The organism is Sulfitobacter alexandrii (genome assembly GCF_001886735.1).
GTDB lineage: Bacteria > Pseudomonadota > Alphaproteobacteria > Rhodobacterales > Rhodobacteraceae > Sulfitobacter > Sulfitobacter alexandrii.
In genome coordinates, this window is sequence record NZ_CP018076.1 from 405434 (window position 1) to 427311 (window position 21878).

The 21878-nt window shown below is 63.8% G+C and carries 24 protein-coding genes and 2 pseudogenes; 23 read left to right on the forward strand and 3 right to left on the reverse strand.

From position 1 onward, the window contains the following. Positions 1–5 precede the first annotated feature (5 nt). From rpsH to rpmD, 5 genes are all read left to right on the forward strand, one after another. Positions 6–398, forward strand: coding sequence for a 30S ribosomal protein S8 (gene rpsH, locus BOO69_RS02060; RefSeq protein WP_071969851.1), 393 nt, complete (start codon positions 6–8; stop codon positions 396–398). A gap of 10 nt (positions 399–408) precedes the next feature. Beyond that, complete coding sequence (gene rplF, locus BOO69_RS02065) at positions 409–942, forward strand: 50S ribosomal protein L6 (RefSeq protein ID WP_071969853.1); 534 nt, start codon at positions 409–411, stop codon at positions 940–942. Positions 943–953: 11 nt separating this feature from the next. Beyond that, positions 954–1313: a 50S ribosomal protein L18 gene (rplR, locus tag BOO69_RS02070; protein WP_071969855.1), complete on the forward strand. Its 360-nt coding sequence runs from the start codon at positions 954–956 to the stop codon at positions 1311–1313. Positions 1314–1475: 162 nt separating this feature from the next. Then, a complete protein-coding gene (gene rpsE / locus BOO69_RS02075) occupies positions 1476–2057 on the forward strand; it encodes a 30S ribosomal protein S5 (protein WP_071969857.1) in 582 nt (193 codons plus the stop codon). A 3-nt stretch (positions 2058–2060) separates the two neighbouring features. Next, the gene (gene rpmD / locus BOO69_RS02080) at positions 2061–2249 is read left to right on the forward strand and encodes a 50S ribosomal protein L30 (protein WP_067296706.1); all 189 of its coding nucleotides are present in this window, start codon (positions 2061–2063) and stop codon (positions 2247–2249) included. Positions 2250–2361: 112 nt separating this feature from the next. Here rpmD and BOO69_RS02085 read toward each other — a convergent pair. Together BOO69_RS02085 and BOO69_RS02090 are read right to left on the reverse strand one after the other, a co-directional pair. Continuing rightward, a pseudogene (locus tag BOO69_RS02085) lies at positions 2362–3812 on the reverse strand (aldehyde dehydrogenase family protein). A gap of 66 nt (positions 3813–3878) precedes the next feature. Then, positions 3879–4769 carry a LysR family transcriptional regulator gene (locus BOO69_RS02090; RefSeq protein ID WP_071969859.1) on the reverse strand — a complete coding sequence of 297 codons (891 nt, stop codon included), beginning with the start codon at positions 4767–4769 and terminating at the stop codon, positions 3879–3881. 93 nt (positions 4770–4862) lie between these two features. Between BOO69_RS02090 and BOO69_RS02095 the strand changes: the two genes are divergently transcribed. From BOO69_RS02095 to BOO69_RS02180, 18 genes and pseudogenes are all read left to right on the forward strand, one after another. After that, positions 4863–5486: a class I SAM-dependent methyltransferase gene (locus tag BOO69_RS02095; RefSeq protein WP_071969861.1), complete on the forward strand. Its 624-nt coding sequence runs from the start codon at positions 4863–4865 to the stop codon at positions 5484–5486. Positions 5487–5643: 157 nt separating this feature from the next. Further along, complete coding sequence (gene rplO / locus BOO69_RS02100) at positions 5644–6126, forward strand: 50S ribosomal protein L15 (protein ID WP_071969863.1); 483 nt, start codon at positions 5644–5646, stop codon at positions 6124–6126. A gap of 122 nt (positions 6127–6248) precedes the next feature. Next, the gene (secY, locus tag BOO69_RS02105; protein ID WP_071969865.1) at positions 6249–7622 is read left to right on the forward strand and encodes a preprotein translocase subunit SecY; all 1374 of its coding nucleotides are present in this window, start codon (positions 6249–6251) and stop codon (positions 7620–7622) included. Beyond that, on the forward strand, positions 7619–8197 hold the full coding sequence (locus BOO69_RS02110) for an adenylate kinase (protein ID WP_071969867.1): 579 nt from the start codon (positions 7619–7621) through the stop codon (positions 8195–8197). Before secY ends, BOO69_RS02110 begins: the two co-directional genes overlap by 4 nt. A 264-nt stretch (positions 8198–8461) precedes the next feature. After that, complete coding sequence (gene rpsM, locus BOO69_RS02115; protein WP_071969869.1) at positions 8462–8830, forward strand: 30S ribosomal protein S13; 369 nt, start codon at positions 8462–8464, stop codon at positions 8828–8830. 15 nt (positions 8831–8845) lie between these two features. Then, positions 8846–9235: a 30S ribosomal protein S11 gene (gene rpsK, locus BOO69_RS02120; protein WP_071969871.1), complete on the forward strand. Its 390-nt coding sequence runs from the start codon at positions 8846–8848 to the stop codon at positions 9233–9235. A gap of 112 nt (positions 9236–9347) precedes the next feature. Then, complete coding sequence (locus BOO69_RS02125) at positions 9348–10364, forward strand: DNA-directed RNA polymerase subunit alpha (RefSeq protein ID WP_071969872.1); 1017 nt, start codon at positions 9348–9350, stop codon at positions 10362–10364. A 157-nt stretch (positions 10365–10521) separates the two neighbouring features. Further along, a complete protein-coding gene (gene rplQ / locus BOO69_RS02130) occupies positions 10522–10938 on the forward strand; it encodes a 50S ribosomal protein L17 (RefSeq protein ID WP_071969874.1) in 417 nt (138 codons plus the stop codon). A 130-nt stretch (positions 10939–11068) separates the two neighbouring features. Next, positions 11069–12445 carry a trypsin-like peptidase domain-containing protein gene (locus BOO69_RS02135; protein ID WP_071969876.1) on the forward strand — a complete coding sequence of 459 codons (1377 nt, stop codon included), beginning with the start codon at positions 11069–11071 and terminating at the stop codon, positions 12443–12445. Positions 12446–12447: 2 nt separating this feature from the next. After that, positions 12448–13767, forward strand: coding sequence for a replication-associated recombination protein A (locus BOO69_RS02140; protein ID WP_071969878.1), 1320 nt, complete (start codon positions 12448–12450; stop codon positions 13765–13767). A gap of 90 nt (positions 13768–13857) precedes the next feature. Beyond that, a complete protein-coding gene (gene crcB / locus BOO69_RS02145; protein WP_071969880.1) occupies positions 13858–14238 on the forward strand; it encodes a fluoride efflux transporter CrcB in 381 nt (126 codons plus the stop codon). Next, positions 14235–15284, forward strand: a complete 1050-nt coding sequence (locus BOO69_RS02150; protein ID WP_071969882.1) for an RluA family pseudouridine synthase — start codon at positions 14235–14237, stop codon at positions 15282–15284. Before crcB ends, BOO69_RS02150 begins: the two co-directional genes overlap by 4 nt. Then, complete coding sequence (locus tag BOO69_RS02155; protein ID WP_071969884.1) at positions 15281–15967, forward strand: HAD-IA family hydrolase; 687 nt, start codon at positions 15281–15283, stop codon at positions 15965–15967. Before BOO69_RS02150 ends, BOO69_RS02155 begins: the two co-directional genes overlap by 4 nt. Then, on the forward strand, positions 15964–16677 hold the full coding sequence (locus BOO69_RS02160) for an ATP12 family chaperone protein (protein ID WP_071969886.1): 714 nt from the start codon (positions 15964–15966) through the stop codon (positions 16675–16677). The genes BOO69_RS02155 and BOO69_RS02160 overlap by 4 nt, the downstream gene beginning before the upstream one ends. A 195-nt stretch (positions 16678–16872) precedes the next feature. Then, positions 16873–17889, forward strand: coding sequence for an amino acid ABC transporter substrate-binding protein (locus BOO69_RS02165; RefSeq protein ID WP_071969888.1), 1017 nt, complete (start codon positions 16873–16875; stop codon positions 17887–17889). A gap of 144 nt (positions 17890–18033) precedes the next feature. Continuing rightward, the gene (locus BOO69_RS02170; RefSeq protein WP_071969889.1) at positions 18034–19248 is read left to right on the forward strand and encodes an amino acid ABC transporter permease; all 1215 of its coding nucleotides are present in this window, start codon (positions 18034–18036) and stop codon (positions 19246–19248) included. A 1-nt stretch (position 19249) separates the two neighbouring features. After that, positions 19250–20547: pseudogene (locus BOO69_RS02175) on the forward strand (amino acid ABC transporter permease). Positions 20548–20561: 14 nt separating this feature from the next. Then, positions 20562–21329, forward strand: coding sequence for an amino acid ABC transporter ATP-binding protein (locus tag BOO69_RS02180; RefSeq protein WP_071969891.1), 768 nt, complete (start codon positions 20562–20564; stop codon positions 21327–21329). Positions 21330–21386: 57 nt separating this feature from the next. On the opposite strand, the gene BOO69_RS02185 is transcribed toward BOO69_RS02180, so the two are convergent. Continuing rightward, positions 21387–21878 (reverse strand): SixA phosphatase family protein, encoded by a 492-nt coding sequence (locus tag BOO69_RS02185; RefSeq protein ID WP_071969893.1) that lies wholly within the window; start codon positions 21876–21878, stop codon positions 21387–21389.

Here is a 21878-nt window from a genome sequence, read left to right on the forward strand (position 1 = left end):
ATGCAATGAACGATCCTATCGCAGATATGCTGACCCGCATCCGCAACAGCCAGCTGCGTGGCAAGTCCACGGTGATGACGCCGGCATCCAAGCTGCGCGCCTGGGTTCTGGATGTGCTGGCCGACGAAGGCTACATTCGCGGCTACGAAAAGGTGACGGGTCCGGATGGACACCCCGCCATCGAGATCAGCCTCAAGTACTACGAGGGTGAGCCCGTGATCCGCGAGCTCAAGCGGATCTCGAAGCCCGGCCGCCGCGTCTACATGGGCGCACAAGACCTCCCGTCGGTCCGTCAGGGCCTGGGTGTGTCGATTGTCTCCACCCCCAAGGGTGTGATGTCGGATGCCGCAGCACGGTCCGCCAACGTTGGCGGCGAAGTGCTCTGCACCGTATTCTAAGGAGAACTCGATGTCTCGTATTGGTAAGAAACCGGTTTCGCTGCCGAACGGCGTGTCCGCGTCCGTCTCGGGCCAGACCATCGAGGTGAAGGGCCCCAAGGGGACCCGGACCTTCAAGGCGACCGACGACGTCACACTGGCGGTCGAGGACAACGCCGTCACCGTGACGCCGCGCGGCAAGTCCAAGCGTGCGCGCCAGCAGTGGGGCATGTCCCGCACGATGGTGGCGAACCTCGTCACCGGCGTGACCGACGGCTTCAAGAAAGAGCTGGAAATCCAGGGTGTTGGTTATCGTGCCGCGATGGCCGGCAACACGCTGAAACTGAACCTCGGTCTGTCGCATGACGTGGACTATGTCGCGCCCGAAGGCGTGACGGTCACCGCCCCCAAGCAGACCGAAATCGTTGTGGAAGGCATTGACGAACAACTTGTTGGTCAGGTCGCTTCGAACATCCGCGCGTGGCGCAAGCCCGAGCCCTACAAGGGCAAGGGCATCCGCTACAAGGGTGAGTTCATCTTCCGCAAAGAAGGCAAGAAGAAGTAAGGAACGCAAAGATGGCAAACACGAAAAGACAGTTGTTCATCAAACGCCGCCTGCGCGTTCGGAACAAGCTTCGCCGCGTCAATGCGGGCCGGATGCGCCTTTCCGTCCACCGTTCGTCCAAGAACATCAGCGTCCAGCTGATCGACGACGTGGCGGGCAAGACGATCGCTTCCGCTTCGACGCTGGAGAAGGATCTTGGCATGGTGGGCAAGAACAACATCGAGGCCGCGACCAAGGTCGGTGCCACGATCGCAGAGCGCGCCAAGAAAGCCGGTGTGGAAGAAGCATACTTCGACCGCGGTGGTTTCCTGTACCACGGGAAGGTCAAGGCGCTTGCCGATGCGGCCCGTGAAGGTGGTCTGAAACTGTAATGCCGGAAGGTGCGCATGTTGTGCGCGCCTTCTGCATGCGACGGACGGAACAGAAGATGCAGGGCGCGCAGTTGCAGCGCGCCTTCGATGATCCGGGAGCCTTGCTGCTCACCGCGATTGGAATAACAGGGCGCTTGCGTCCGCAGATCAAGGAGGCCGCAGATGGCCAGAGACGACAACCGTGGGGGCAACCGCCGCAACCAGCGCGACGAGACTCCCGAATTCGCAGACCGCCTCGTGGCGATCAACCGCGTTTCCAAGACCGTCAAGGGGGGTAAGCGCTTCGGCTTTGCCGCGCTGGTCGTCGTGGGCGATCAGAAAGGCCGCGTCGGCTTCGGCAAGGGCAAGGCCAAGGAGGTCCCCGAGGCGATCCGCAAGGCGACCGAGCAGGCCAAGCGCCAGATGATCCGCGTGCAGCTGCGCGAGGGTCGCACCCTGCACCACGACATGTTCGGCCGCCACGGCGCCGGCAAGGTGGTGATGCGTACCGCTCCGGAAGGTACCGGGATCATCGCCGGTGGTCCGATGCGTGCCGTTTTCGAGATGCTCGGCGTCAAGGACGTTGTGTCCAAGTCGATCGGGTCGCAGAACCCCTACAACATGATCCGCGCCACCATGGACGGTCTGAAGAAAGAGCAGTCGCCCCGTGCCGTCGCGCAGCGTCGTGGCAAGAAGGTCGCGGACATCCTGCCCAAGCGTGATGACGTCAACGAAGCGTCTTCGCACGTCGCCGAGGAGGTCTAAACCATGGCAAAAACCATCGTCGTCAAGCAGATCGGTTCGCCGATCCGCCGCCCCGCAAAACAGCGTGCCACGCTGATCGGTCTGGGCCTGAACAAGATGAACCGCACCCGCGAACTGGAAGACACACCTTCGGTTCGTGGCATGATCAACTCGATCCCCCACATGGTCGAGATCGTGGAAGAAAAGGGCTGAGGGTGCCCGCCGGGATGGCGACGCCATCCCGGGCACCAGCCAACCGGCATGCGCCCCGCGGGAAACCGCGGGGCGTTTCGCTTTTGCCGCCTTTCCGCGCGCTATCGGGCTTCTAGCCGTGAAAGGCCGCGACGGTCTTGAGCGACGTGAAACCGTAGAGCGCCTCGAACCCTTTCTCTCTGCCGTGCCCGGACAGACCGGTGCCGCCGAAGGGCAGTTCCACGCCGCCTCCCGCGCCATAGTTGTTCAGGAAGACCTGCCCGGAGCGCAGCGCGCGGGCCAGCCGCATCTGTCGTGCGCCGTCCGCGGTCCAGACGGAGGCGACAAGCCCGTAATCCGTTCCGTTCGCAATGGCCAGTGCCTCGGCCTCGTCCTCGAAGGGGATGATGACCTGCACCGGGCCGAAGATCTCTTCCCGGGCGAGAGGGTGATCCGCCTTGACGTCGGCAAAGAGGGTCGGGGCCACGTAGGCCCCCCATCCGGCAGATCACCCAGACGCGCCTGGGCGGCGACCTCCAGATCGCTGCCGCGCTCGATGAACCTTTTCACGATGTCTTGCTGCCGGGTCGAGATCAGCGGCCCCACGTCGGGATCTTCGAGGGCGGGCCCCACCTGCAACGCGGCGTAGCGTTCGGCCATCGCGGCGACGACGCGGTCGTAGAGCCCGCGCTGGACGAGGATGCGGGACGAGGCGGAGCAGGTCTGTCCCGCGTTCTGGATTCCCGCGTTGACAAGGAATGGCAACGCCGCATCGACGTCGGCATCGTCAAAGACGATCTGCGGGGATTTCCCGCCCAGTTCCAAGGTGACGGGCACGACATTGTCACCCGCCGCTTTCTGGATCAGCTTGCCGACGTTCACGGACCCGGTGAACGAGACGTGGTGCACCCCCGGATGGCCGGCCAGTGCCGCGCCGGCCTCGGCCCCAAGGCCTGGCACCACGTTCAGCGCCCCGTCCGGCAAGCCGGCCCGCCGCGCCAGTTCACCGAACGCGAGGGCGGTCAGGCAGGCTTCTTCCGCCGGTTTCAGCACCGCGGCGTTCCCGGTGGCCAGTGCCGCACCGACCGACCGCCCGATGATCTGCATCGGGTAGTTCCAGGGAATGATGTGCCCCGTGACCCCGTGCGCTTCCCGCAGTGTATAGACGGTGTAGCCGTCGAGGTAGGGGATGGTCGTGCCGTGCAGCTTGTCCACGGCGCCGGCGTAGAATTCCATGTAACGGGCAAGCGCCATGACATCGGCACGCGCCTGTTTCAGGGGTTTGCCCACATCCTGTGCTTCGAGCCTTGCCAGTTCTTCGGCGTTTTCGGTGACCAGCGCGCCGATGCGCGACAGGATGCGCCCGCGCTCCACCGCCGTGGCGCGGCCCCAGTCGCCCCGGTGCGCTGCACCGGCGGCGGTCACCGCGCGGTCGATATCTTCCGCTGTGCCGCGCGCGATCTCGCAAAGCCCGCTGCCGTCGGATGGATTGACAAGCGAAAGCGTTCCGCCTGCCGCGGCGGCCCCCCATCGGCCGTCGATCAGGCAATGGGTGGGATTGATGTCGAGCGGACGTAGGTGCATCGGGAAGTCTCCGGAGGAATTCTGGTCAGCGCAGGATAGCCGCACGCCTCGCGGTGTCGAGGGGCGTCAACGGGGCAGGTGTTCTGCGAGGAAGTCGAAAACCAGCCGGATGCGGCGGTTGCTGTGCAGTTCGCGGTGCGCCACCAGCCAGGTGGGAAAGGTGATTTCCGGCACCTGATCGGGCAGCACCGGCACGACGTCGGCGGTGCGGGCCCCCAGGGTCTGCGACATGACGCCCAGGCCAAGCCCTTGCCGGACCATTTCCCAGCCCACGATGCCGCTTTCCGACCAGTGAACGATATTCCTCGGCGTCAGCGGCAGCCGGAAGGATGCGAGCTGCGGCAGCATCCGCGCCGGATCGCCGTAGCCGATGATCCGGGCATGCGCAAAGTCCGCGATGGTCCGGGGCAGGCCGTGTTCGGCGGCATAGCTTCTTGCCGCATAGAAGTGGGCCGGCGTGCGGAACAGGAGACGCGCGGTCAGATCCGCCTGGGCGGGACGCACGTGTCGTATGGCGATGTCCGCTTCCCTGCGGCGCAGATCGCTCAGCGCGTTTGAGGCGACGACTTCGATCGTGATGCCGGGGGCGGCCCTGTGCAGCTGTGACAGCACCTGCGGCAGAAGATAGGCCGCCGTCACGTCGCTGGCGCTGATCGACACCTGTCCCTCGACCGATGTGGCCTGACCCGACGCGGCCAGCGAGATCCGTTCGGCAGCAGCGCCCATGCGCCGAAAATGATCCAGCAGCTTGCGCCCTGCCTCCGTCAGGATCAGCGCCTTGCCCACCCGGTCGAACAGCAGGACGCCCAGTTCTTCCTCCAGCCCCGCGACCTGCCGGCCGAGGGTCGGCTGGGTCATCCCGAGCGCACGGGCGGCGGCGGAAAGCGACCCGTGTTCCGCCGTGGCCAGAAAGGCCCGGCCGCGGTTCCAGTCGAAACTCATGAGCGCGTGATCCATGCAATAACGTATATAGAGCCTGCAAAATTGGGCAATATCCGCGGATAATTGCATGGACTAAGAGGTGCGCATCGCATTTGGAGATGAAATGATATGAAACCGAGCAAGAAATTCTGGGACGATATTGCGGACAAATACGCCCGGCAGCCCATCAAGGATGAAGCTGCCTATGCGCAGACACTGGACCGGGTCCGCGCTCATCTGCGCCCCCAGGACAGGGTGCTTGAAGTCGGGTGCGGGACCGGGTCCACTGCGTTGAAACTGGCCGGGGACGCGGCGCATATCCACGCGACCGACCTGTCCCCGCGCATGATCGAGATCGCGCAGGCCAAGGCGCGAACGCAGGCGGTGGAGAATGTAACCTTCGCGTCCATGGCCGTCGGTCGCAGGGTGCAGGCGGACGGCCCCTTCGACGTGGTGATGGGGATGAACCTGCTGCATCTGGTCGAGGATCTGGAAGGCGTGCTGGCGGGACTGGCCGAGCAGACGGCCAAGGGTGGCTTGCTGATCACCAAGACGGCCTGCCTGGCCGAAATGGGCCGCTTCTGGCGTCTGCTTCTGCCGGTAATGCAGGCGATCGGCAAGGCGCCTCACGTGAGTTTCCTGTCCATTGCCGGGCTGGAAGGCGCGATCGAGGCGGCCGGTTTCGAGATTATCGAGACAGGAACCTATCCCGTTTCGCCGCCAAGCCGTTTCGTGGTGGCGCGCCGTTGCTGACAGGGCGCGGGGGGCGTGGTGGATGCCTGCTTGATCCTGCGGCGGGCCTCGTCTATACGCCCCCGGTGGACGCATGCCGCGTCCACCTGAGATTCGTGAACGCCGCGTTTGGCCGCTCCCGTCGCTGGGGGCCAATTCCGGCAAAAGGAGAAGCGACATGAAACTGAATGAACTTTCCGACAATCCCGGCGCAGCCAAGAAACGCATGCGCGTGGCCCGCGGCCCCGGCTCCGGCAAGGGCAAGATGGGTGGCCGTGGTATCAAGGGTCAGAAATCCCGTTCCGGCGTGGCGATCAACGGCTACGAAGGTGGCCAGATGCCGCTCTACCAGCGTCTGCCGAAGCGCGGCTTCAACAAGCCGAACCGTAAGAGCTATGCCGTCGTCAACCTGGGCCTGATCCAGAAGTTCATCGATGCCAAGAAGCTGGACGCGGGCAAGGCGATCGACTCCGAGGCGCTGGTCGCTTCCGGCCTCGTGCGGCGCAGCCTGGACGGCATCCGCGTTCTGGCCAAGGGCGACATCACGTCCAAGATCGATCTGCACGTTGCCGGTGCCTCCAAATCTGCCGTCGAGGCGATTGAAAAGGCTGGCGGATCCGTGACCGTCACAGCACCTGCGGCGGCGGCAGCGGCCGAGTAATCGGACCTCAAGGCTTGTGAGCGGGGCGCGACCCGCTTAGATGTCCATACGAGTTTTCCCAGAACGCCGCCCGCCGGAAAACGGCCGGGGCGGCGTTTGCATAACAATAAAAGAGACCCCTCATGGTATCAGCCGTCGAAAACATGGCCGCCAACACCAGCTGGTCCGCATTGGGCAAGGCCACAGACCTGCGCAACCGGATCCTGTTCACGCTGGGTTTGCTGATCGTCTACCGACTGGGCACCTTCATTCCGGTGCCGGGGATCGATGGCCAGGCGCTGCGCGACTTCATGGAAAGCGCGGGGCAGGGGATCGGCGGCATGGTGTCCATGTTCACCGGCGGCGCGTTGGGGCGCATGGGTATCTTTGCACTTGGCATCATGCCTTATATTTCCGCCTCGATCATCGTGCAGCTGATGACCTCGATGGTTCCCGCGCTCGAGCAGCTCAAGAAAGAAGGCGAGCAGGGCCGCAAGAAGATCAACCAGTATACCCGTTACGGCACGGTGGCGCTGGCGACATTGCAGGCCTACGGGCTGGCCGTCAGCCTCGAGGCGGGCGATATCGCCGCCGATCCGGGCCTCTACTTCCGCATCGCCTGCATGATCACCCTTGTCGGCGGCACCATGTTCCTGATGTGGCTGGGTGAGCAGATCACGTCGCGCGGGATCGGCAACGGTATCTCGTTGATCATCTTCGTGGGCATCATCGCCGAAGTCCCGGCGGCCATCGCCCAGTTCTTCGCCTCCGGCCGGTCCGGCGCGATCAGCCCGGCGGTCATCATCGGGGTGCTCCTGATGGTGGTGGTGACAATCATGTTCGTCGTCTTCATGGAACGTGCCTTGCGCAAGATCCATATCCAGTACCCCCGACGTCAGGTCGGGATGAAGATGTACGACGGCGGGTCCAGCCACCTCCCCGTCAAGGTGAACCCGGCGGGTGTGATCCCGGCGATCTTCGCCTCGTCGCTGCTGCTGTTGCCGGTCACCATCAGCACGTTCTCCGGCAATTCCACGGGCCCGGTCATGTCGGTCCTGCTGGCCAACTTCGGCCCCGGACAACCCCTGTACCTGTTGTTCTTCATCGCGATGATCGTCTTCTTCGCGTACTTCTACACGTTCAACGTCAGCTTCAAGCCTGACGACGTGGCCGAGAACCTGAAGAACCAGAATGGGTTCGTCCCCGGCATCCGCCCGGGCAAGAAGACGGCGGAGTACCTCGAATACGTCGTCAACAGGGTGCTCGTCCTCGGCTCTGCGTATCTGGCATTGGTCTGTGTCCTGCCGGAGGTGCTGCGCGGACAGTTCGCGATCCCCTTCTACTTCGGCGGCACGTCGGTTCTGATCGTCGTTTCCGTCACCATGGACACGATCCAACAGGTCCAGAGCCACCTTCTGGCGCACCAATACGAAGGTCTGCTGGAAAAATCGCAGTTGCGCGGTAAAGGTGCCGGCAAAGGAAAACCACGCAAGAAACGGAGCCCCGTACGTCGATGAACATCATTCTCCTTGGACCGCCCGGCGCCGGCAAAGGCACGCAAGCACGTCACCTGGTCGAAACCCGGAACATGGTACAGCTGTCCACCGGTGACATGCTGCGCGAGGCCAAGGATTCGGGCACCGAGATGGGCAAGATGGTCGCCGACGTGATGGCGCGGGGCGAACTGGTCACGGACGAGATCGTGATCGGCCTGATCCGCGAAAAGCTGGAAGGCGACAACAAGGGCGGGTTCATCTTCGACGGCTTCCCGCGCACACTCGAGCAGGCGGACGCCCTGAGCCGGCTGATGGCGGAGCAGGGTCAGACGATCGACCGGGTGATCGAGTTGCGGGTAAACGACGACGTGCTGGTCGACCGTATCGTCGGCCGCGCCGAACAGGCCCGTCAGGCAGGCGAGCAGGTGCGCGCGGATGACAACGCCGAAAGCCTCAGGATCCGGCTGCTGGCCTATTACAAGCAGACGTCGCCGCTGATCGGCTACTACTATGCCAAGGATATGCTGAGCGACGTGGACGGGCTGGGCAGCATCGAAGCCGTGCAGGCCGAGATCGCGAGCCTGCTCGACGCGTGAAACGCGGCGGGAATATCCGGATATTCCCGCTCGATTTCCCGGAAAGATCGACACCTGCCGCTGACCGCTTCGCATGGGTTGACGCCTCGGCCAAAACCCCATAGTCAGCGCTATCTCGAAAGAGAATCAATTTGCGGTTCCGGGTCGCGCCCGTGCCGCAAGATCACCTGATCAGCCAGGCCCGACGCGCCAGAAACGCTTCGGGCTTATGTTGTGAAAAAAGGGCCCGGCATGACGGGCTCGCAACGAAAAGGAATATGACACGTGGCACGTATTGCCGGCGTTAACATCCCGACTGCAAAGCGGGTTCCCATCGCCCTCACCTATATCACCGGTATCGGTAACACCTCCGCCCGCGCCATCTGCGAAGCGGTCGGCATCGACCTGACCCGCCGGGTCAACGAGCTAAGCGACGCCGAAGTGCTGAAGATCCGCGAGCACATCGACGAAAACTACACCGTCGAAGGCGACCTGCGCCGCGACGTGCAGATGAACATCAAGCGCCTGATGGATCTCGGCTGCTACCGTGGCCTGCGCCACCGCCGCAACCTGCCGGTTCGCGGTCAGCGTACCCATACCAACGCACGCACCCGCAAAGGCCCCGCGAAGGCCATTGCCGGCAAGAAGAAATAAGGGAGGTCTGTAATCATGGCACGCGATCGTACACGCACCAAGCGCAAGGTCTCCAAGAACATCGCCGCAGGTGTGGCGCATGTGAATTCGAGCTTCAACAACACCAAGATCCTGATTTCCGACGTCCAAGGCAACGCGATCAGCTGGTCGTCCGCCGGGACCTGCGGTTTCAAGGGGTCGCGGAAATCCACGCCCTACGCTGCCCAGATGGCCGCAGAGGACGCGGGCCGCAAGGCGCAGGAACACGGCGTCAAGACCCTCGAAGTCGAAGTGCAGGGCCCCGGTTCGGGCCGTGAAAGCGCGCTGCGCGCGCTGGCGGCCGCCGGTTTCAACATCACCTCTATCCGTGATGTGACACCGATGGCGCACAACGGCTGCCGTCCGCCCAAGCGTCGCCGGGTCTGAACACCCGCATTGTTTCGGGGCTGCGTGGTTTCGCGCGGCCCCCTATCTCTTTTTGAAACCTCGAGCGTATCGGCCGAACGGACATGCGGCAGATACAAGGATGGAGGGACACATGATCCACAAGAACTGGGCCGAACTGATCAAGCCGCAGCAGCTTGACGTCAAGCCGGGCAACGACCCCGCGCGCCAGGCCACCGTGGTCGCCGAACCGCTTGAGCGCGGCTTCGGCCTGACGATGGGCAACGCGCTGCGCCGCGTCCTGATGTCCTCCCTTCAGGGGGCGGCCATCACTTCCGTGCAGATCGACAACGTGCTGCACGAATTCTCCAGCGTTGCCGGCGTCCGCGAAGACGTGACAGACATCATCCTGAACCTCAAGGGTGTCTCGCTGCGCATGGAAGTCGAGGGACCGAAGCGCCTGTCGATCTCGGCCAAGGGTCCGGGCGTCGTCACCGCCGGTGACATCTCGGAATCCGCCGGCATCGAGATCCTGAACCGCGATCACGTCATCTGCCACCTCGACGACGGTGCCGACGTCTACATGGAACTGACCGTCAACACCGGCAAAGGCTACGTGTCGGCCGACAAGAACAAGCCGGAAGACGCGCCCATCGGCCTGATCCCGATCGACGCGATCTATTCGCCGGTCAAGAAGGTTAGCTATGACGTGCAGCCCACCCGCGAGGGCCAGGTGCTGGACTATGACAAGCTGACCATGAAGATCGAGACCGACGGGTCCATCACGCCGGATGACGCCGTGGCCTTCGCCGCCCGTATCCTGCAGGACCAGCTGGGCATCTTCGTCAACTTCGACGAGCCGGAATCGGCTTCCCGCCAGGACGACGACGACGGGCTGGAATTCAACCCGCTGCTGCTCAAGAAGGTCGACGAACTGGAGCTTTCCGTCCGTTCGGCGAACTGCCTGAAGAACGACAACATCGTCTACATCGGCGACCTGATCCAGAAGACCGAAGCCGAGATGCTGCGCACCCCGAACTTCGGCCGCAAGTCGCTGAACGAGATCAAGGAAGTCCTGTCCGGCATGGGTCTGCACCTCGGCATGGATGTCGAGGACTGGCCGCCCGACAACATCGAAGATCTGGCGAAGAAGTTCGAAGACAACTTCTGAACCATGGATGCGCATTCGATGCGCATCCTCAACCCCGGCCCGGCCGTTTCAACGAGGCGATCGGGCCACGGGCATCCCGCCCCAAGGAGAGTTGGCGCTACGCACGCCAGCCAGACAAAGCAAAATCGCCCGTAGAGGGCAAACCAGGAGAATAGACATGCGTCACGCACGTGGATACCGCCGCCTCAACCGCACACACGAGCACCGCAAGGCGCTCTGGGCGAACATGGCCGGCTCGCTCATCGAACATGAGCAGATCAAGACAACCCTGCCCAAGGCCAAGGAACTGCGCCCGATCATCGAAAAGATGATCACGTTGGCCAAGCGCGGCGATCTGCACGCCCGCCGTCAGGCCGCGTCCAAGCTCAAGCAGGACGCCCACGTGGCGAAACTGTTCGAAGTGCTCGGGCCCCGCTACAAGGACCGCCAGGGTGGCTATGTCCGCGTCCTCAAGGCCGGCTTCCGCTACGGCGACATGGCGCCGATGGCGATCATCGAATTCGTGGATCGTGACCGGGACGCGAAAGGCGCCGCCGACAAGGCCCGTCTCGCCGCCGAAGACGCCGCGGAATAAATTCATTCGCCACCGCGAATGCAAAGCCCTGCCATCCGGCGGGGCTTTTTCTTTTGCCGCCCCCGACGGGGCGTGGTTGCCGAACGACGGGGGAGTTGCGCATTCCGCTTGCGCCGCGCATATCAGGGGCATGAGATATGTCCTGATGATCCTCGCCCTCATGGCGGGCTCCGCGTTGGCACAGCAGGTGCCGCAGTCCGCCGCGCAGATGCAGCTCAGCTTCGTACCGCTTGTCAAAGAGGCGACCCCGGCGGTCGTGAACATCTATGCCAAGATCATGTCGGCGCCGCGGCGGACACCGCTGCAAAGCGATCCGTTCTTCGAGCGCTTCTTCCGCGATCCTTTTTCCGAACGGCCACGGGTTCAGAACTCGCTGGGGTCCGGGGTGATCCTGTCCGAGGACGGGATCGTGGTGTCGAATTATCATGTCGTCGGCATGGCGACCGAAATCCGCGTGGTGCTGAACGACCGGCGCGAATATTCGGCCCAGGTGCTCTTGGGTGATGCCGAGGCGGACCTCGCGATCCTCAAGATAGACGCCGACACGCCGCTGCCCTTCCTCGAGCTGCGTGACAGCGAGACGGTCGAGGTCGGCGAATTGGCGCTGGCCATCGGCAATCCCTTCGGCGTGGGGCAGACCGTCAGCAGCGGTATCGTTTCCGGGCTCGCGCGGTCCGGCGCGGGCGGCGGCAATTCGGGGCTGGGGTATTTCATCCAGACCGATGCGCCGATCAACCCCGGCAACTCGGGTGGTGCGCTGATCGACATGCAGGGGCGCCTTGTCGGGATCAATACCTCGATCCTGACCCGGTCGGGCGGGTCGAACGGTATCGGTTTCGCCATCCCGGCGGACCTTGTCGCGGCCTTTGTCGCCCAAGCCCGCGCGGGCGAAGTCACTTTTGCCAGACCGTGGGCCGGGATCAGCGGTCAACCGGTGGACAGCGACATGGCGGGCCCTCTCGGGCTGGACCGGCCCGTCGGGATCATCGTGTCGGGGCTGCATCCCGCGAGCCCCTTCCTTGATGCGGGCCTCGAGGTGGGTGACATCATCACCCACGTCGGCGGCGCCACCGTGCATACCCCGAACGAAATGATCTACCGGATGAGCGTTGCGGGTCTTGGCCGCAGCACGGCCGTCCGGTTCCGGCGCGATGGCGTGGACAAGGATGTCGATGTCGGCCTGATCGCTGCGCCCGATGATCCGCCCCGCGAAGAGACGGTCTTGGGCGCGCGCAGCATCCTGCCGGAGTTGCGGATCGCCCGCGTGAACCCGGCTATCATTTCCGAACTGAACCTGCCGCTGGAGGCCGCCGGCGTCGTCGTGCTGGATGCAGGAAGGTTCGGTCCGCGGGTCGGCCTGCGCAAGGGAGACCTGATCCTGGCCGTGAACGCGGTCGAGGTGTCGCATCCATCGGATCTCGAGGCACTCTTCGGTGGCGAGGTCCGCCGTTTCGAGATCGTGATCCAGCGTGGCGACAGGCGCAGCCTGTTGCGGTTCCGGGTGTAACGGTGGCGGACCTGTTCGACACCGGGGACCAGCCAGCGGACACGGGCGGCGGCCATCGCCCGCTGGCGGACCGGCTGCGCCCGCGCGCGCTTTCCGAGGTTATCGGCCAGCAGAAGGTGCTGGGAAACGATGCGCCGCTGACCGTGATGCTGGAATCCGGCGCGCTGTCGTCCCTGATCTTCTGGGGGCCGCCGGGCGTCGGCAAGACGACCATCGCGCGGCTTCTGGCTGACGAGACCGACCTGCACTTCGTCCAGATCAGCGCCATTTTCAGCGGGGTACCGGAACTGCGCAAGGTTTTCGAAGCCGCCAAGCTTCGGCGGCGGCAGGGTCAGGGGACGCTGCTGTTCGTGGACGAGATCCACCGATTCAACAAGGCGCAGCAGGACGGTTTCCTGCCCCACATGGAAGACGGCACGATCCTTCTGGTCGGCGCCACCACCGAGAACCCCAGTTTCGAGCTGAACGCGGCTGTGCTGTCCCGCGCGCAGGTTCTGGTGCTGGAAAGGCTGTCGGTCGAGGAGCTCGAACTGATGGCGCAACGGGCGGAGCATGAGCTGGGGCTCGAACTGCCGCTGCAGCCGGACGCCCGCGCGGCCCTGCTGGAGATGGCCGATGGCGACGGCAGGGCGCTGCTGAACCTCATCGAGCAACTGGTCGCCTGGAAGGTGGACGGCAAGCTGGACAAGGCATCGCTGGCGGCGCGGCTGATGCGCCGCGCGGCGCAATACGACAAGAGCGGAGATGCCCATTACAACCTGATCTCGGCATTGCACAAATCGGTGCGCGGGTCGGACCCGGATGCGGCGCTCTACTGGTTCGCACGCATGCTCGAAGGGGGCGAGGATCCGCGCTACCTCGCGCGGCGCATCACCCGCATGGCCGTGGAGGATATCGGACTGGCCGATCCGCAGGCCCAGGCGATCTGCCTGCAGTCGTGGGAAACCTTCGAGCGGCTTGGCAGCCCCGAGGGCGAGCTGGCGCTGGCACAGGCCGTTGCATACCTTGCCCTCGCGCCGAAATCCAATGCGGGATACGTGGCCTACAAGGGCGCGCGCCGCATGGCCAGGGAAACCGGATCGGCCCCGCCGCCCAAGCATATCCTGAACGCGCCCACCAAGATGATGAAGGAACAGGGGTATGGCGATGGCTATGCCTATGACCACGATGCCGAGGACGGGTTCTCGGGACAGGATTACTTTCCCGAAGGCCTGAAAAGGCAGGCGCTCTATGCGCCGGTGGAGCGCGGGTTCGAGCGGGAGCTGAAGAAGCGCATGGCATATTTCGAGAAACTCCGGGGCAAGCGCTCCGGCGGCAGCTAGACAGGTGCCGCCCGCTTCGCGCCCCCTCCGCCGTGTCCTGCGCGGCCTTGTATTCTTGACAATCGCCGCGCAAAGCGTGACAGACGCGCCATGATTTCAACCTTGTCCCTTGTCGCGCTCGGCGGTGCCATCGGTGCCGCGCTGCGGTTCCTGTCCGGCGCCGCGATCCTGCGCATTGCGGGTCCGCAGGACTTTCCGCTGGCCATCATCACGGTGAATGTGGCCGGATCTTTCCTGATGGGCGTCTTCGTGGTCCTTGCGGCGCAGAAGGGGCTGACCCATCTGTCTCCCTTCGTGATGACCGGTCTGCTGGGCGGCTTTACCACCTTTTCCGCCTTCTCGCTGGAGACTGCGACACTGATCGAACGACAGGCTTACGGGCTTGCGGGGCTCTATGTCGGGATGTCGGTGGTTCTGTCCATCGGCGCGCTGATGCTGGGGCTCTGGGCCGCACGGGGGGCTTTCGCATGAGCCGGGTACAAACCGTTACCGTCGAGGAAGGCGAGGGCGACCAGCGCCTCGACCGTTGGTTCAAGCGGCGGTTTCCGCAGATCTCGCAGGGGCGTGTCGAAAAGATGTGCCGCAAGGGCGAGATCCGCGTCGACGGTGGCCGGGTCAAGGGCGCGACGCGTCTCGAGGTGGGCCAGCAGGTGCGCATTCCGCCGTTGCCCGAGGGCGAAGCGCCACCGCCGCCCAAGCGAACCCGTGTCAGTGATGCGGATGCCAAGTTCATCCGCGCCTGCGTGATCTATCGCGACGACCACGTCATCGCGTTGAACAAGCCGCCCGGCCTGCCGGTGCAGGGTGGCTCCGGCCAGTCCGACCGCCATGTGGATGCGCTGTCCGAAGCGCTGATGTTCGAACTGGACGAAAAGCCGCGCCTTGTACACCGGCTTGACAAGGATACCTCCGGCGTCATGATCATGGCTCGTACCCGCGCCGTTGCCCAGGCGCTGACGGCCAATTTCCGGCACCGTGAAACGCGCAAGATCTATTGGGCCGCGGTGGCGGGCGTGCCTCATCCCAAGAACGGTCAGATCAAGTTCGGACTGGTCAAGGCAGGCGGCCATGGCGCGCGCGGCGAGGGTGAAAAGATGATCGCGGTCCATCCCGCCGATATCGACGCCACCGAAGGCGCCAAGCGTGCCACCACGGATTATGCCGTTCTGGCGCAGGCGGGTAGCCGGACCTGCTGGGCGGCGCTGATCCCGGTGACGGGCCGTACCCACCAGCTGCGCGCGCATATGGCGGAGATCGGTCATCCCATCGTGGGAGACGGGAAATACGGCGGATCGGGTCAGGAAAACCCCGGCGACGGCTGGGGCGCGCAACTGGGCGGCGACATTTCGAAGAAACTGCACCTGCATGCCCGCAGCCTGACGGTGGAGCATCCGGTGACCAAGGCGATCCTGAACCTGGTCGCGCCGCTGCCCGAGCATATGGCCCGGACGTGGGAAACCTTCCAGTGGTCGCCCGCCGACGTGCCGGACGATCCTTTCGAGGAAGGTTGGGGATGACGGTGGCCCCGCTTGGTCTGGTGATCTTCGACGTGGATGGCACGCTGGTCGACAGCCAGCACGATATCGTCGCCGCGATGGCTGCCGCCTTTGATGCGGTGCAGGTGCCGCCGCCGTCGAGAGCCGAAGTGCTTGGCATCGTGGGGCTGTCGCTCGACGTGGCGATGGCGACACTGGCGCCGACATTGGGCGCCGGCGATCATGCAAGGATGGTCGTGGCCTACAAGTCTGCCTACATGGACCTGCGCGCGCAGGCGGGCGTCGCGGAGTCCTCGCCGCTCTATCCCGGCGCACGGGCCGCGCTGGAGGCGCTGCGCGCCCGGGATGACGTCCTTCTGGGCGTGGCCACGGGGAAATCGAAGCGCGGTCTCGACAAGCTGGTGGAGGGCCACGGCCTGCACGGCATGTTCCAGACACTCCAGTGCGCGGATTTTCACCCGTCCAAGCCGCATCCATCGATGCTTCTGACGGCTCTGGCGGAAACCGGGGTCGACGCGGATCGGGCGGTGATGGTGGGCGACACCAGTTTCGACATGGACATGGCGCAAGCCGCGGGCATCGCCGGGATCGGCGTTGGCTGGGGCTATCATGACCGCTCTCGCCTGTCCGGTGCCCGTCACGTGATCGACCGGTTCGAAGCCCTGCCGGACGTGCTCGACGAGATCTGGGGAGTGCCCGCATGAGCGACTGGAAAGCCAAGAGGTTCTGGAAAGAGGCAAAGGCGGTGCCCGCAGGCGGCGGCCACGCCGTCGAACTGGATGGCCGTCCGGTCAAGACGCCGGCGAAACAGCCGTTGATCCTGCCGACGGAGGCCATGGCCAAGGCGGTCGCTGCGGAGTGGGACGCGCAGGAAGGGGTGATCAACCCGCACCTGATGCCGGTCACCAAGACAGCCAATTCCGCGATCGACAAGGTGGCGGCGCAACACGCCGAAGTGGCTGATATGTTGGCCGATTACGGCGACAGCGATCTGCTGTGCTACCGTGCCGATACCCCGGAGGAACTGGTGGCACGGCAGAAGGCGCATTGGGATCCCATGCTGGATTGGGCAGCAGAGGTTCTCGGCGCGCGGCTGGAGCCTCGGGTGGGCATCATGCACCGGCCCCAGGACCCGGCGGCACTGGAGGCCCTGCGCCGCCGGACACATGCGCTGAACGATTTCGAACTCGCTGCCTTTCACGACCTTGTCAGCCTCTCGGGATCTCTCGTACTCGGGTTCGCCGCCACGATGGGCGCACGCGACATCGAGGTCCTTTGGGATATTTCCCGGCTCGACGAAGCGTGGCAGGCGGAACAATGGGGCCGGGATGACGCTGCGGAAGCGCTGGCGGAAGTCAAGAAAGCTGCCTTTCTGCACGCCTGGCGCATGTTCGCCCTGTGCAGGGCCGGCTAGCCTCAAAGCCGGGCAAACACGGTCATTGTGATCATTTATCGGGCGAAAAGAGGGGGCCTGACCCTTGACCTTTAGAGCGGAATCCGAACACATTACCCTACACTGAGCACGGGGACCCCTGCACAGTATCGCCTCCGGCACTCGATCGCCGGATCAACCGTCCAGAACGTGGCGGAATATCAGGAAGAGGTAAAAATGAAAAAATCTGCAATTTTCGGTGCTTTGACCGTTGCGGGTCTGGCTGCCGGCGCTGCCGGTGCAGCCACGCTTGACGACGTCAAGGCACGTGGCAAGCTGAACTGTGGCGTGACGACCGGTCTGATCGGCTTCGCCGCTCCCGACGCCAACGGCGAGTGGAAGGGCTTTGACGTTGCTGTCTGCCGGGCCGTCGCGGCTGCCGTTCTCGGGGATGCGACCGCGGTCGAATTCATCCCGACCACCGGCAAGACCCGCTTCACCGCGCTGGCCTCCGGCGAGATCGACATGCTGGCACGCAACACCACATGGACCTTCTCGCGCGATGTCGACCTGAAGTTCGACTTCATCGGCGTGAACTACTACGACGGCCAAGGCTTCATGGTGCCCAAGGCGCTTGGCGTCTCCTCGGCCAAGGATCTCGACGGTGCGACCGTCTGCATCCAGACCGGGACCACGACCGAGCTGAACCTCGCGGACTTCTTCCGTGTGAACAACATCAGCTACGAGCCTGTTCCGATCGAAACTAACGCCGAAGCGCAGCAGCAGTACCTTGCCGGCGCCTGCGACGTCTACACCACGGACGCATCCGGCCTGGCCGCGACGCGCGCCGCGTTCGAGAACCCGGGCGATCACGTCCTGCTGCCCGAGATCGTTTCGAAAGAGCCGCTGGGCCCGCTGGTCCGTCACGGCGACAACGAATGGGGCGACGTGGTCCGCTGGACCCTGAACGCGCTGATCAGTGCCGAAGAGCTCGGCGTGTCCTCGGCCAACGTGAACGAAATGGCATCTTCGACCACCAACCCCGAAATCGCGCGCCTTCTGGGCACCGAGGGGACGCTTGGCGAAATGCTGGGCCTCGACGCGGACTGGGCCAAGCGCGCCATCGAATCCCAGGGTAACTACGGCGAGATCTTTGCCACCAACATCGGCGAGGAAACACCGATCGGCCTGGCACGCGGGCTGAACGCCCAGTGGACTGACGGCGGCCTGCTCTACAGCCCGCCCTTCCGGTAAGACAACAGACGAAGGGCGCGGATCATCTCCGCGCCCTTCGCACCTTTCGGCCCAAGGGCCGGCAGTACGACCAAAAATGACCCCGCCGACCGTGTCGCAAAGGCACATCAAAAAAATCAGGGCTGGGACACAGGGAAAAATCTAATGACAACACTCACCGACCCTCCGAAGGAGTCGTTCCGGCTCTCTATGCTGTTGAACGATACGCGCTATCGGTCGCTGACCCTGCAGGCTATCGCGGCGATTCTGCTGGCACTTGCAATCGTCTATCTCGGTAACAACCTGATCCAGAATCTCCGGGCCGCCGGTCTGAACTTTTCCTATGGTTTCCTTGGGGATCCGTCGAACTACGACATCAACCAGACGCTGATCGAATACACCAGCCGCTCCAGCCATCTGAGAGCCGCGATCGTCGGTATCCTGAACACCCTGCTGGTCGCCTTCCTGGCCTGCGTGACCGCGACGATCTTCGGCGTGATCGCCGGTGTTCTGCGCCTGTCGCCGAACTGGCTGGTGCGCAAGCTGATGGCGTTCTACGTGGAAATCTTCCGGAACATCCCGGTCCTGATCTGGATCATCATCATCTTCACGATCATGACCGCGTCCATGCCGGCTCCCAGCGCCTTTCGGGGGGACGATCCCGCCTCCACGATGCTGCTGGGCTCTTTCGCCTTTACCAATCGCGGCGTATATATTCCCGCCCCGGTCTGGGGGGCAGGGTCGCTTGTGGTTTTGGGTGTTTTCGTCCTGTCGATCCTCGGTGTGTTCGCCTACCGCCGCTATGCGACCAAGCTGCTGTACCAGACCGGCAAGCTGCTGCCGATGCTTTGGCCGTCCGTGGTCATCCTGCTTCTGCCGACGATCCTGGTCTACTTCCTGATGGGGTCGCCCATCGGGCTGGAATACCCCGAACTCAAGGGCTTCAACTTTGGCGGCGGCATCAAGATCGGGGCGCCGCTGATCGCGCTCTGGTTCGCGCTGTCGATCTACACCGGCGCCTTCATCGCGGAGAACGTCCGCGCGGGCATCCAGGCGGTGTCGAAGGGTCAGACAGAAGCGGCGGCGGCGCTGGGTCTGCGTCCCGGACGCATCATGAACCTGGTGGTGCTGCCACAGGCGCTGCGCGTCATCATCCCGCCGCTGATCTCGCAATACCTCAACATCACCAAGAACTCGTCGCTGGCCATCGCGGTAGGCTATGCGGACGTCACCGCGACGCTGGGGGGCATCACGCTCAACCAGACGGGCCGGGCGATCGAATGCGTGCTTCTGCTGATGCTGTTCTACCTGACGATCTCGCTCGTGATCTCGGCGTTCATGAACGTCTACAACAACGCCACCAAGCTGAAGGAGCGCTGAGATGTCGGACACACACGCCGAGTCTGTCGCCTTCGTACGCGAGACAGCCATTCCGCCTTCGGCGCCGCCTTCGACGGCAACGGGGCCGGTGAAATGGGTGCGCGACAACCTGTTTCCCACCTGGATGAACGCGCTGCTGACCATTGCCGCGATCTATTTCATCTGGCTCATCCTGTCATCGACGCTGCCCTGGGTGCTGGGTGGCATCTGGAACACCAACAGCCTCGCTGCCTGCCGCGAGATTCTGGATGGCCGGTCCGCCGCCTGTTTCTCTGTCCTGACGGAGCGCTGGCACCAGTTGCTCTACGGGTTCAAGTATCCGTCGGAACTCTACTGGCGGCCCAACCTGGCCCTCCTGCTGCTGTTCCTGGCGGCGGCGCCGGTGCTGTTCTTCGACCTGCCGCGCAAGCTGCTGATCTTTACCGCGCTCTATCCCTTCGTCGCCTACTGGCTGATCTGGGGGGGCACCGTTCTGGCGCCCCTGCTGGCGCTGGCGGGTTTCGTGGTGGGCTACCTCGTCTACGCGCGCTTCGTCCAGAGCAGTTTCGCCAAGGGGTTCTTCGGCGGCATCGCCGCCGCGCTGATCGTCTGGTTCGTCGGCGGCATGCTCATCCCGGAGGGCGCGTCGGAGACCGCCCTTCTTGAACCGATCCCGAGCCGGGACCTTGGCGGTTTCATGCTGAACCTGATGCTGGGTGTGACCTGCGTGTCGCTGTCGCTGCCCATCGGAATCGCGCTGGCGCTTGGACGGCAGTCGAACATGCCCCTCATCAAGGGCATCTGCGTCATCTTCATCGAGTTCATCCGCGGCGTGCCGCTGATCACCCTGCTGTTCGTGGCGAGCGTGATGCTGGCATATTTCTTTCCGCCGGAATCCAACGTCGATCTGTTCCTGCGCGTGGTGATCATGATCACGATGTTCTCTTCGGCCTACATCGCCGAGGTGATCCGGGGGGTCTCGCCGCCCTTCCGAAAGGACAGTACGAGGCGGCGGATTCGCTCGGGCTGGACTATGCCCAGTCCATCCGACTGATCATCCTGCCGCAGGCGCTGAAGATCTCGATCCCGGGCATCGTCAACATCGCGGTGGGCCTGTTCAAGGACACGACGCTGGTTTCGGTCATCTCGCTCTTCGACATCGTCGGCATGATCCGGGGACCGATCCTCGCATCGACCGACTGGAACGGGGTCTACTGGGAACTGTTCATGTTCGCGTCCGTCCTGTTTTTCGTCGTATGCTACGGCATCTCGCAGTATTCGCAGTGGCTGGAACGCCGCCTTGCGACAGATCATCGTTAAGAAAGGGCTGACACATGGCCACTGCAACACAAATGAAAGTGTCGGACGAGGTCGCGATCTCGATCCAGAACATGAACAAGTGGTACGGCACGTTCCACGTGCTGCGCGACATCGACCTGACGGTCTATCGTGGCGAGCGGATCGTGATCTGCGGACCGTCCGGGTCGGGCAAGTCCACACTGATCCGCTGCATCAACGCGCTCGAGGAACACCAGAAGGGCCGGATCGAGGTGGACGGGACCGTGCTGTCTTCGGATCTCAAGAACATCGACAAGATCCGATCCGAAGTCGGCATGTGCTTTCAGCACTTCAATCTGTTCCCGCATCTGACCATTCTGGAAAACTGCACGCTGGCGCCGATCTGGGTCCGCAAGACACCCAAGAAAGAGGCCGAGGAAACGGCAATGCACTTCCTCGAAAAGGTCAAGATCCCCGATCAGGCCGACAAGTATCCCGGCCAATTGTCGGGCGGACAGCAGCAACGGGTCGCCATTGCGCGCAGCCTGTGCATGCGCCCCCGGATCATGCTGTTCGACGAACCGACGTCGGCGCTCGACCCCGAGATGATCAAGGAGGTGCTGGACACCATGATCGAACTGGCCGAGGAAGGCATGACGATGCTGTGCGTGACCCACGAGATGGGTTTTGCCCGGCAGGTCGCGAACCGCGTGATCTTCATGGATCAGGGCCAGATCGTCGAACAGAACGAACCCGAAGAGTTCTTCAACAACCCGCAATCTCCGCGGACCCAGCTTTTCCTCAGCCAGATCCTGGGCCACTAGGAAACGACCCGCAGGCAGGCAGGTCGAAGGCGTCCGCATTCGCGGGCGCCTTTGCTGTCAGAGGTCCTTGGGAACGACGAAGTCTTCGGGGCTGCCCTTGTGCCATCTGGCAGCCGACCAATCGTCGATGTCGAAATCGGCGACCAGCGTTGCGCCGGTAGGATAGGCCATGAACTGCGGATGATCGGGCGGCGAGGTCACCAGCGCGTCCGCACACATCCCGATGCCCGGATTGTGCCCCAGCATCAGGACAACATCGCCCTGCGCCCGCTGCATCTGGCCAAGGATTTCGTCCATCGACGCGAGGTAGAGTTTGCGGGTGAAGGTTGTGCTGATCCCCTCCGGCAGGCCGAGCCCCGAAAGAGTTTCGCGTGTACGCACGGCCGAGGAACACAGCACCTCGTCCGGGATCAGGCGCTTCTGCCGCAGCCAGTCGCCCAAGGCATGTGCGCTGTTGCGGCCGCGCTGGTTCAGCTGGCGATCATGGTCGTTGAGGCTTTCGCCGGACCAGTCCGATTTGGCGTGACGCATCAGGATCAGGCGTTTCAT

Bases quoted from the DNA above. Each gene is read 5' to 3' on its own strand.
- BOO69_RS02135 (WP_071969876.1), top strand. From the start codon at position 11,069: ATGAGATATGTCCTGATGATCCTCGCCCTCATGGCGGGCTCCGCGTTG.
- rpmD (WP_067296706.1), top strand. From the start codon at position 2,061: ATGGCAAAAACCATCGTCGTCAAGCAGATCGGTTCGCCGATCCGCCGC.
- BOO69_RS02150 (WP_071969882.1), top strand. From the start codon at position 14,235: ATGAGCCGGGTACAAACCGTTACCGTCGAGGAAGGCGAGGGCGACCAG.
- BOO69_RS02185 (WP_071969893.1), bottom strand. From the start codon at position 21,878: ATGAAACGCCTGATCCTGATGCGTCACGCCAAATCGGACTGGTCCGGC.
- crcB (WP_071969880.1), top strand. From the start codon at position 13,858: ATGATTTCAACCTTGTCCCTTGTCGCGCTCGGCGGTGCCATCGGTGCC.
- BOO69_RS02095 (WP_071969861.1), top strand. From the start codon at position 4,863: ATGAAACCGAGCAAGAAATTCTGGGACGATATTGCGGACAAATACGCC.
- rpsE (WP_071969857.1), top strand. From the start codon at position 1,476: ATGGCCAGAGACGACAACCGTGGGGGCAACCGCCGCAACCAGCGCGAC.
- BOO69_RS02170 (WP_071969889.1), top strand. From the start codon at position 18,034: ATGACAACACTCACCGACCCTCCGAAGGAGTCGTTCCGGCTCTCTATG.
- rplQ (WP_071969874.1), top strand. From the start codon at position 10,522: ATGCGTCACGCACGTGGATACCGCCGCCTCAACCGCACACACGAGCAC.
- rplR (WP_071969855.1), top strand. From the start codon at position 954: ATGGCAAACACGAAAAGACAGTTGTTCATCAAACGCCGCCTGCGCGTT.
- BOO69_RS02125 (WP_071969872.1), top strand. From the start codon at position 9,348: ATGATCCACAAGAACTGGGCCGAACTGATCAAGCCGCAGCAGCTTGAC.
- BOO69_RS02090 (WP_071969859.1), bottom strand. From the start codon at position 4,769: ATGGATCACGCGCTCATGAGTTTCGACTGGAACCGCGGCCGGGCCTTT.
- rpsH (WP_071969851.1), top strand. From the start codon at position 6: ATGAACGATCCTATCGCAGATATGCTGACCCGCATCCGCAACAGCCAG.
- BOO69_RS02155 (WP_071969884.1), top strand. From the start codon at position 15,281: ATGACGGTGGCCCCGCTTGGTCTGGTGATCTTCGACGTGGATGGCACG.
- BOO69_RS02110 (WP_071969867.1), top strand. From the start codon at position 7,619: ATGAACATCATTCTCCTTGGACCGCCCGGCGCCGGCAAAGGCACGCAA.
- BOO69_RS02165 (WP_071969888.1), top strand. From the start codon at position 16,873: ATGAAAAAATCTGCAATTTTCGGTGCTTTGACCGTTGCGGGTCTGGCT.
- rplF (WP_071969853.1), top strand. From the start codon at position 409: ATGTCTCGTATTGGTAAGAAACCGGTTTCGCTGCCGAACGGCGTGTCC.
- secY (WP_071969865.1), top strand. From the start codon at position 6,249: ATGGTATCAGCCGTCGAAAACATGGCCGCCAACACCAGCTGGTCCGCA.
- rplO (WP_071969863.1), top strand. From the start codon at position 5,644: ATGAAACTGAATGAACTTTCCGACAATCCCGGCGCAGCCAAGAAACGC.
- rpsK (WP_071969871.1), top strand. From the start codon at position 8,846: ATGGCACGCGATCGTACACGCACCAAGCGCAAGGTCTCCAAGAACATC.
- BOO69_RS02180 (WP_071969891.1), top strand. From the start codon at position 20,562: ATGGCCACTGCAACACAAATGAAAGTGTCGGACGAGGTCGCGATCTCG.
- BOO69_RS02160 (WP_071969886.1), top strand. From the start codon at position 15,964: ATGAGCGACTGGAAAGCCAAGAGGTTCTGGAAAGAGGCAAAGGCGGTG.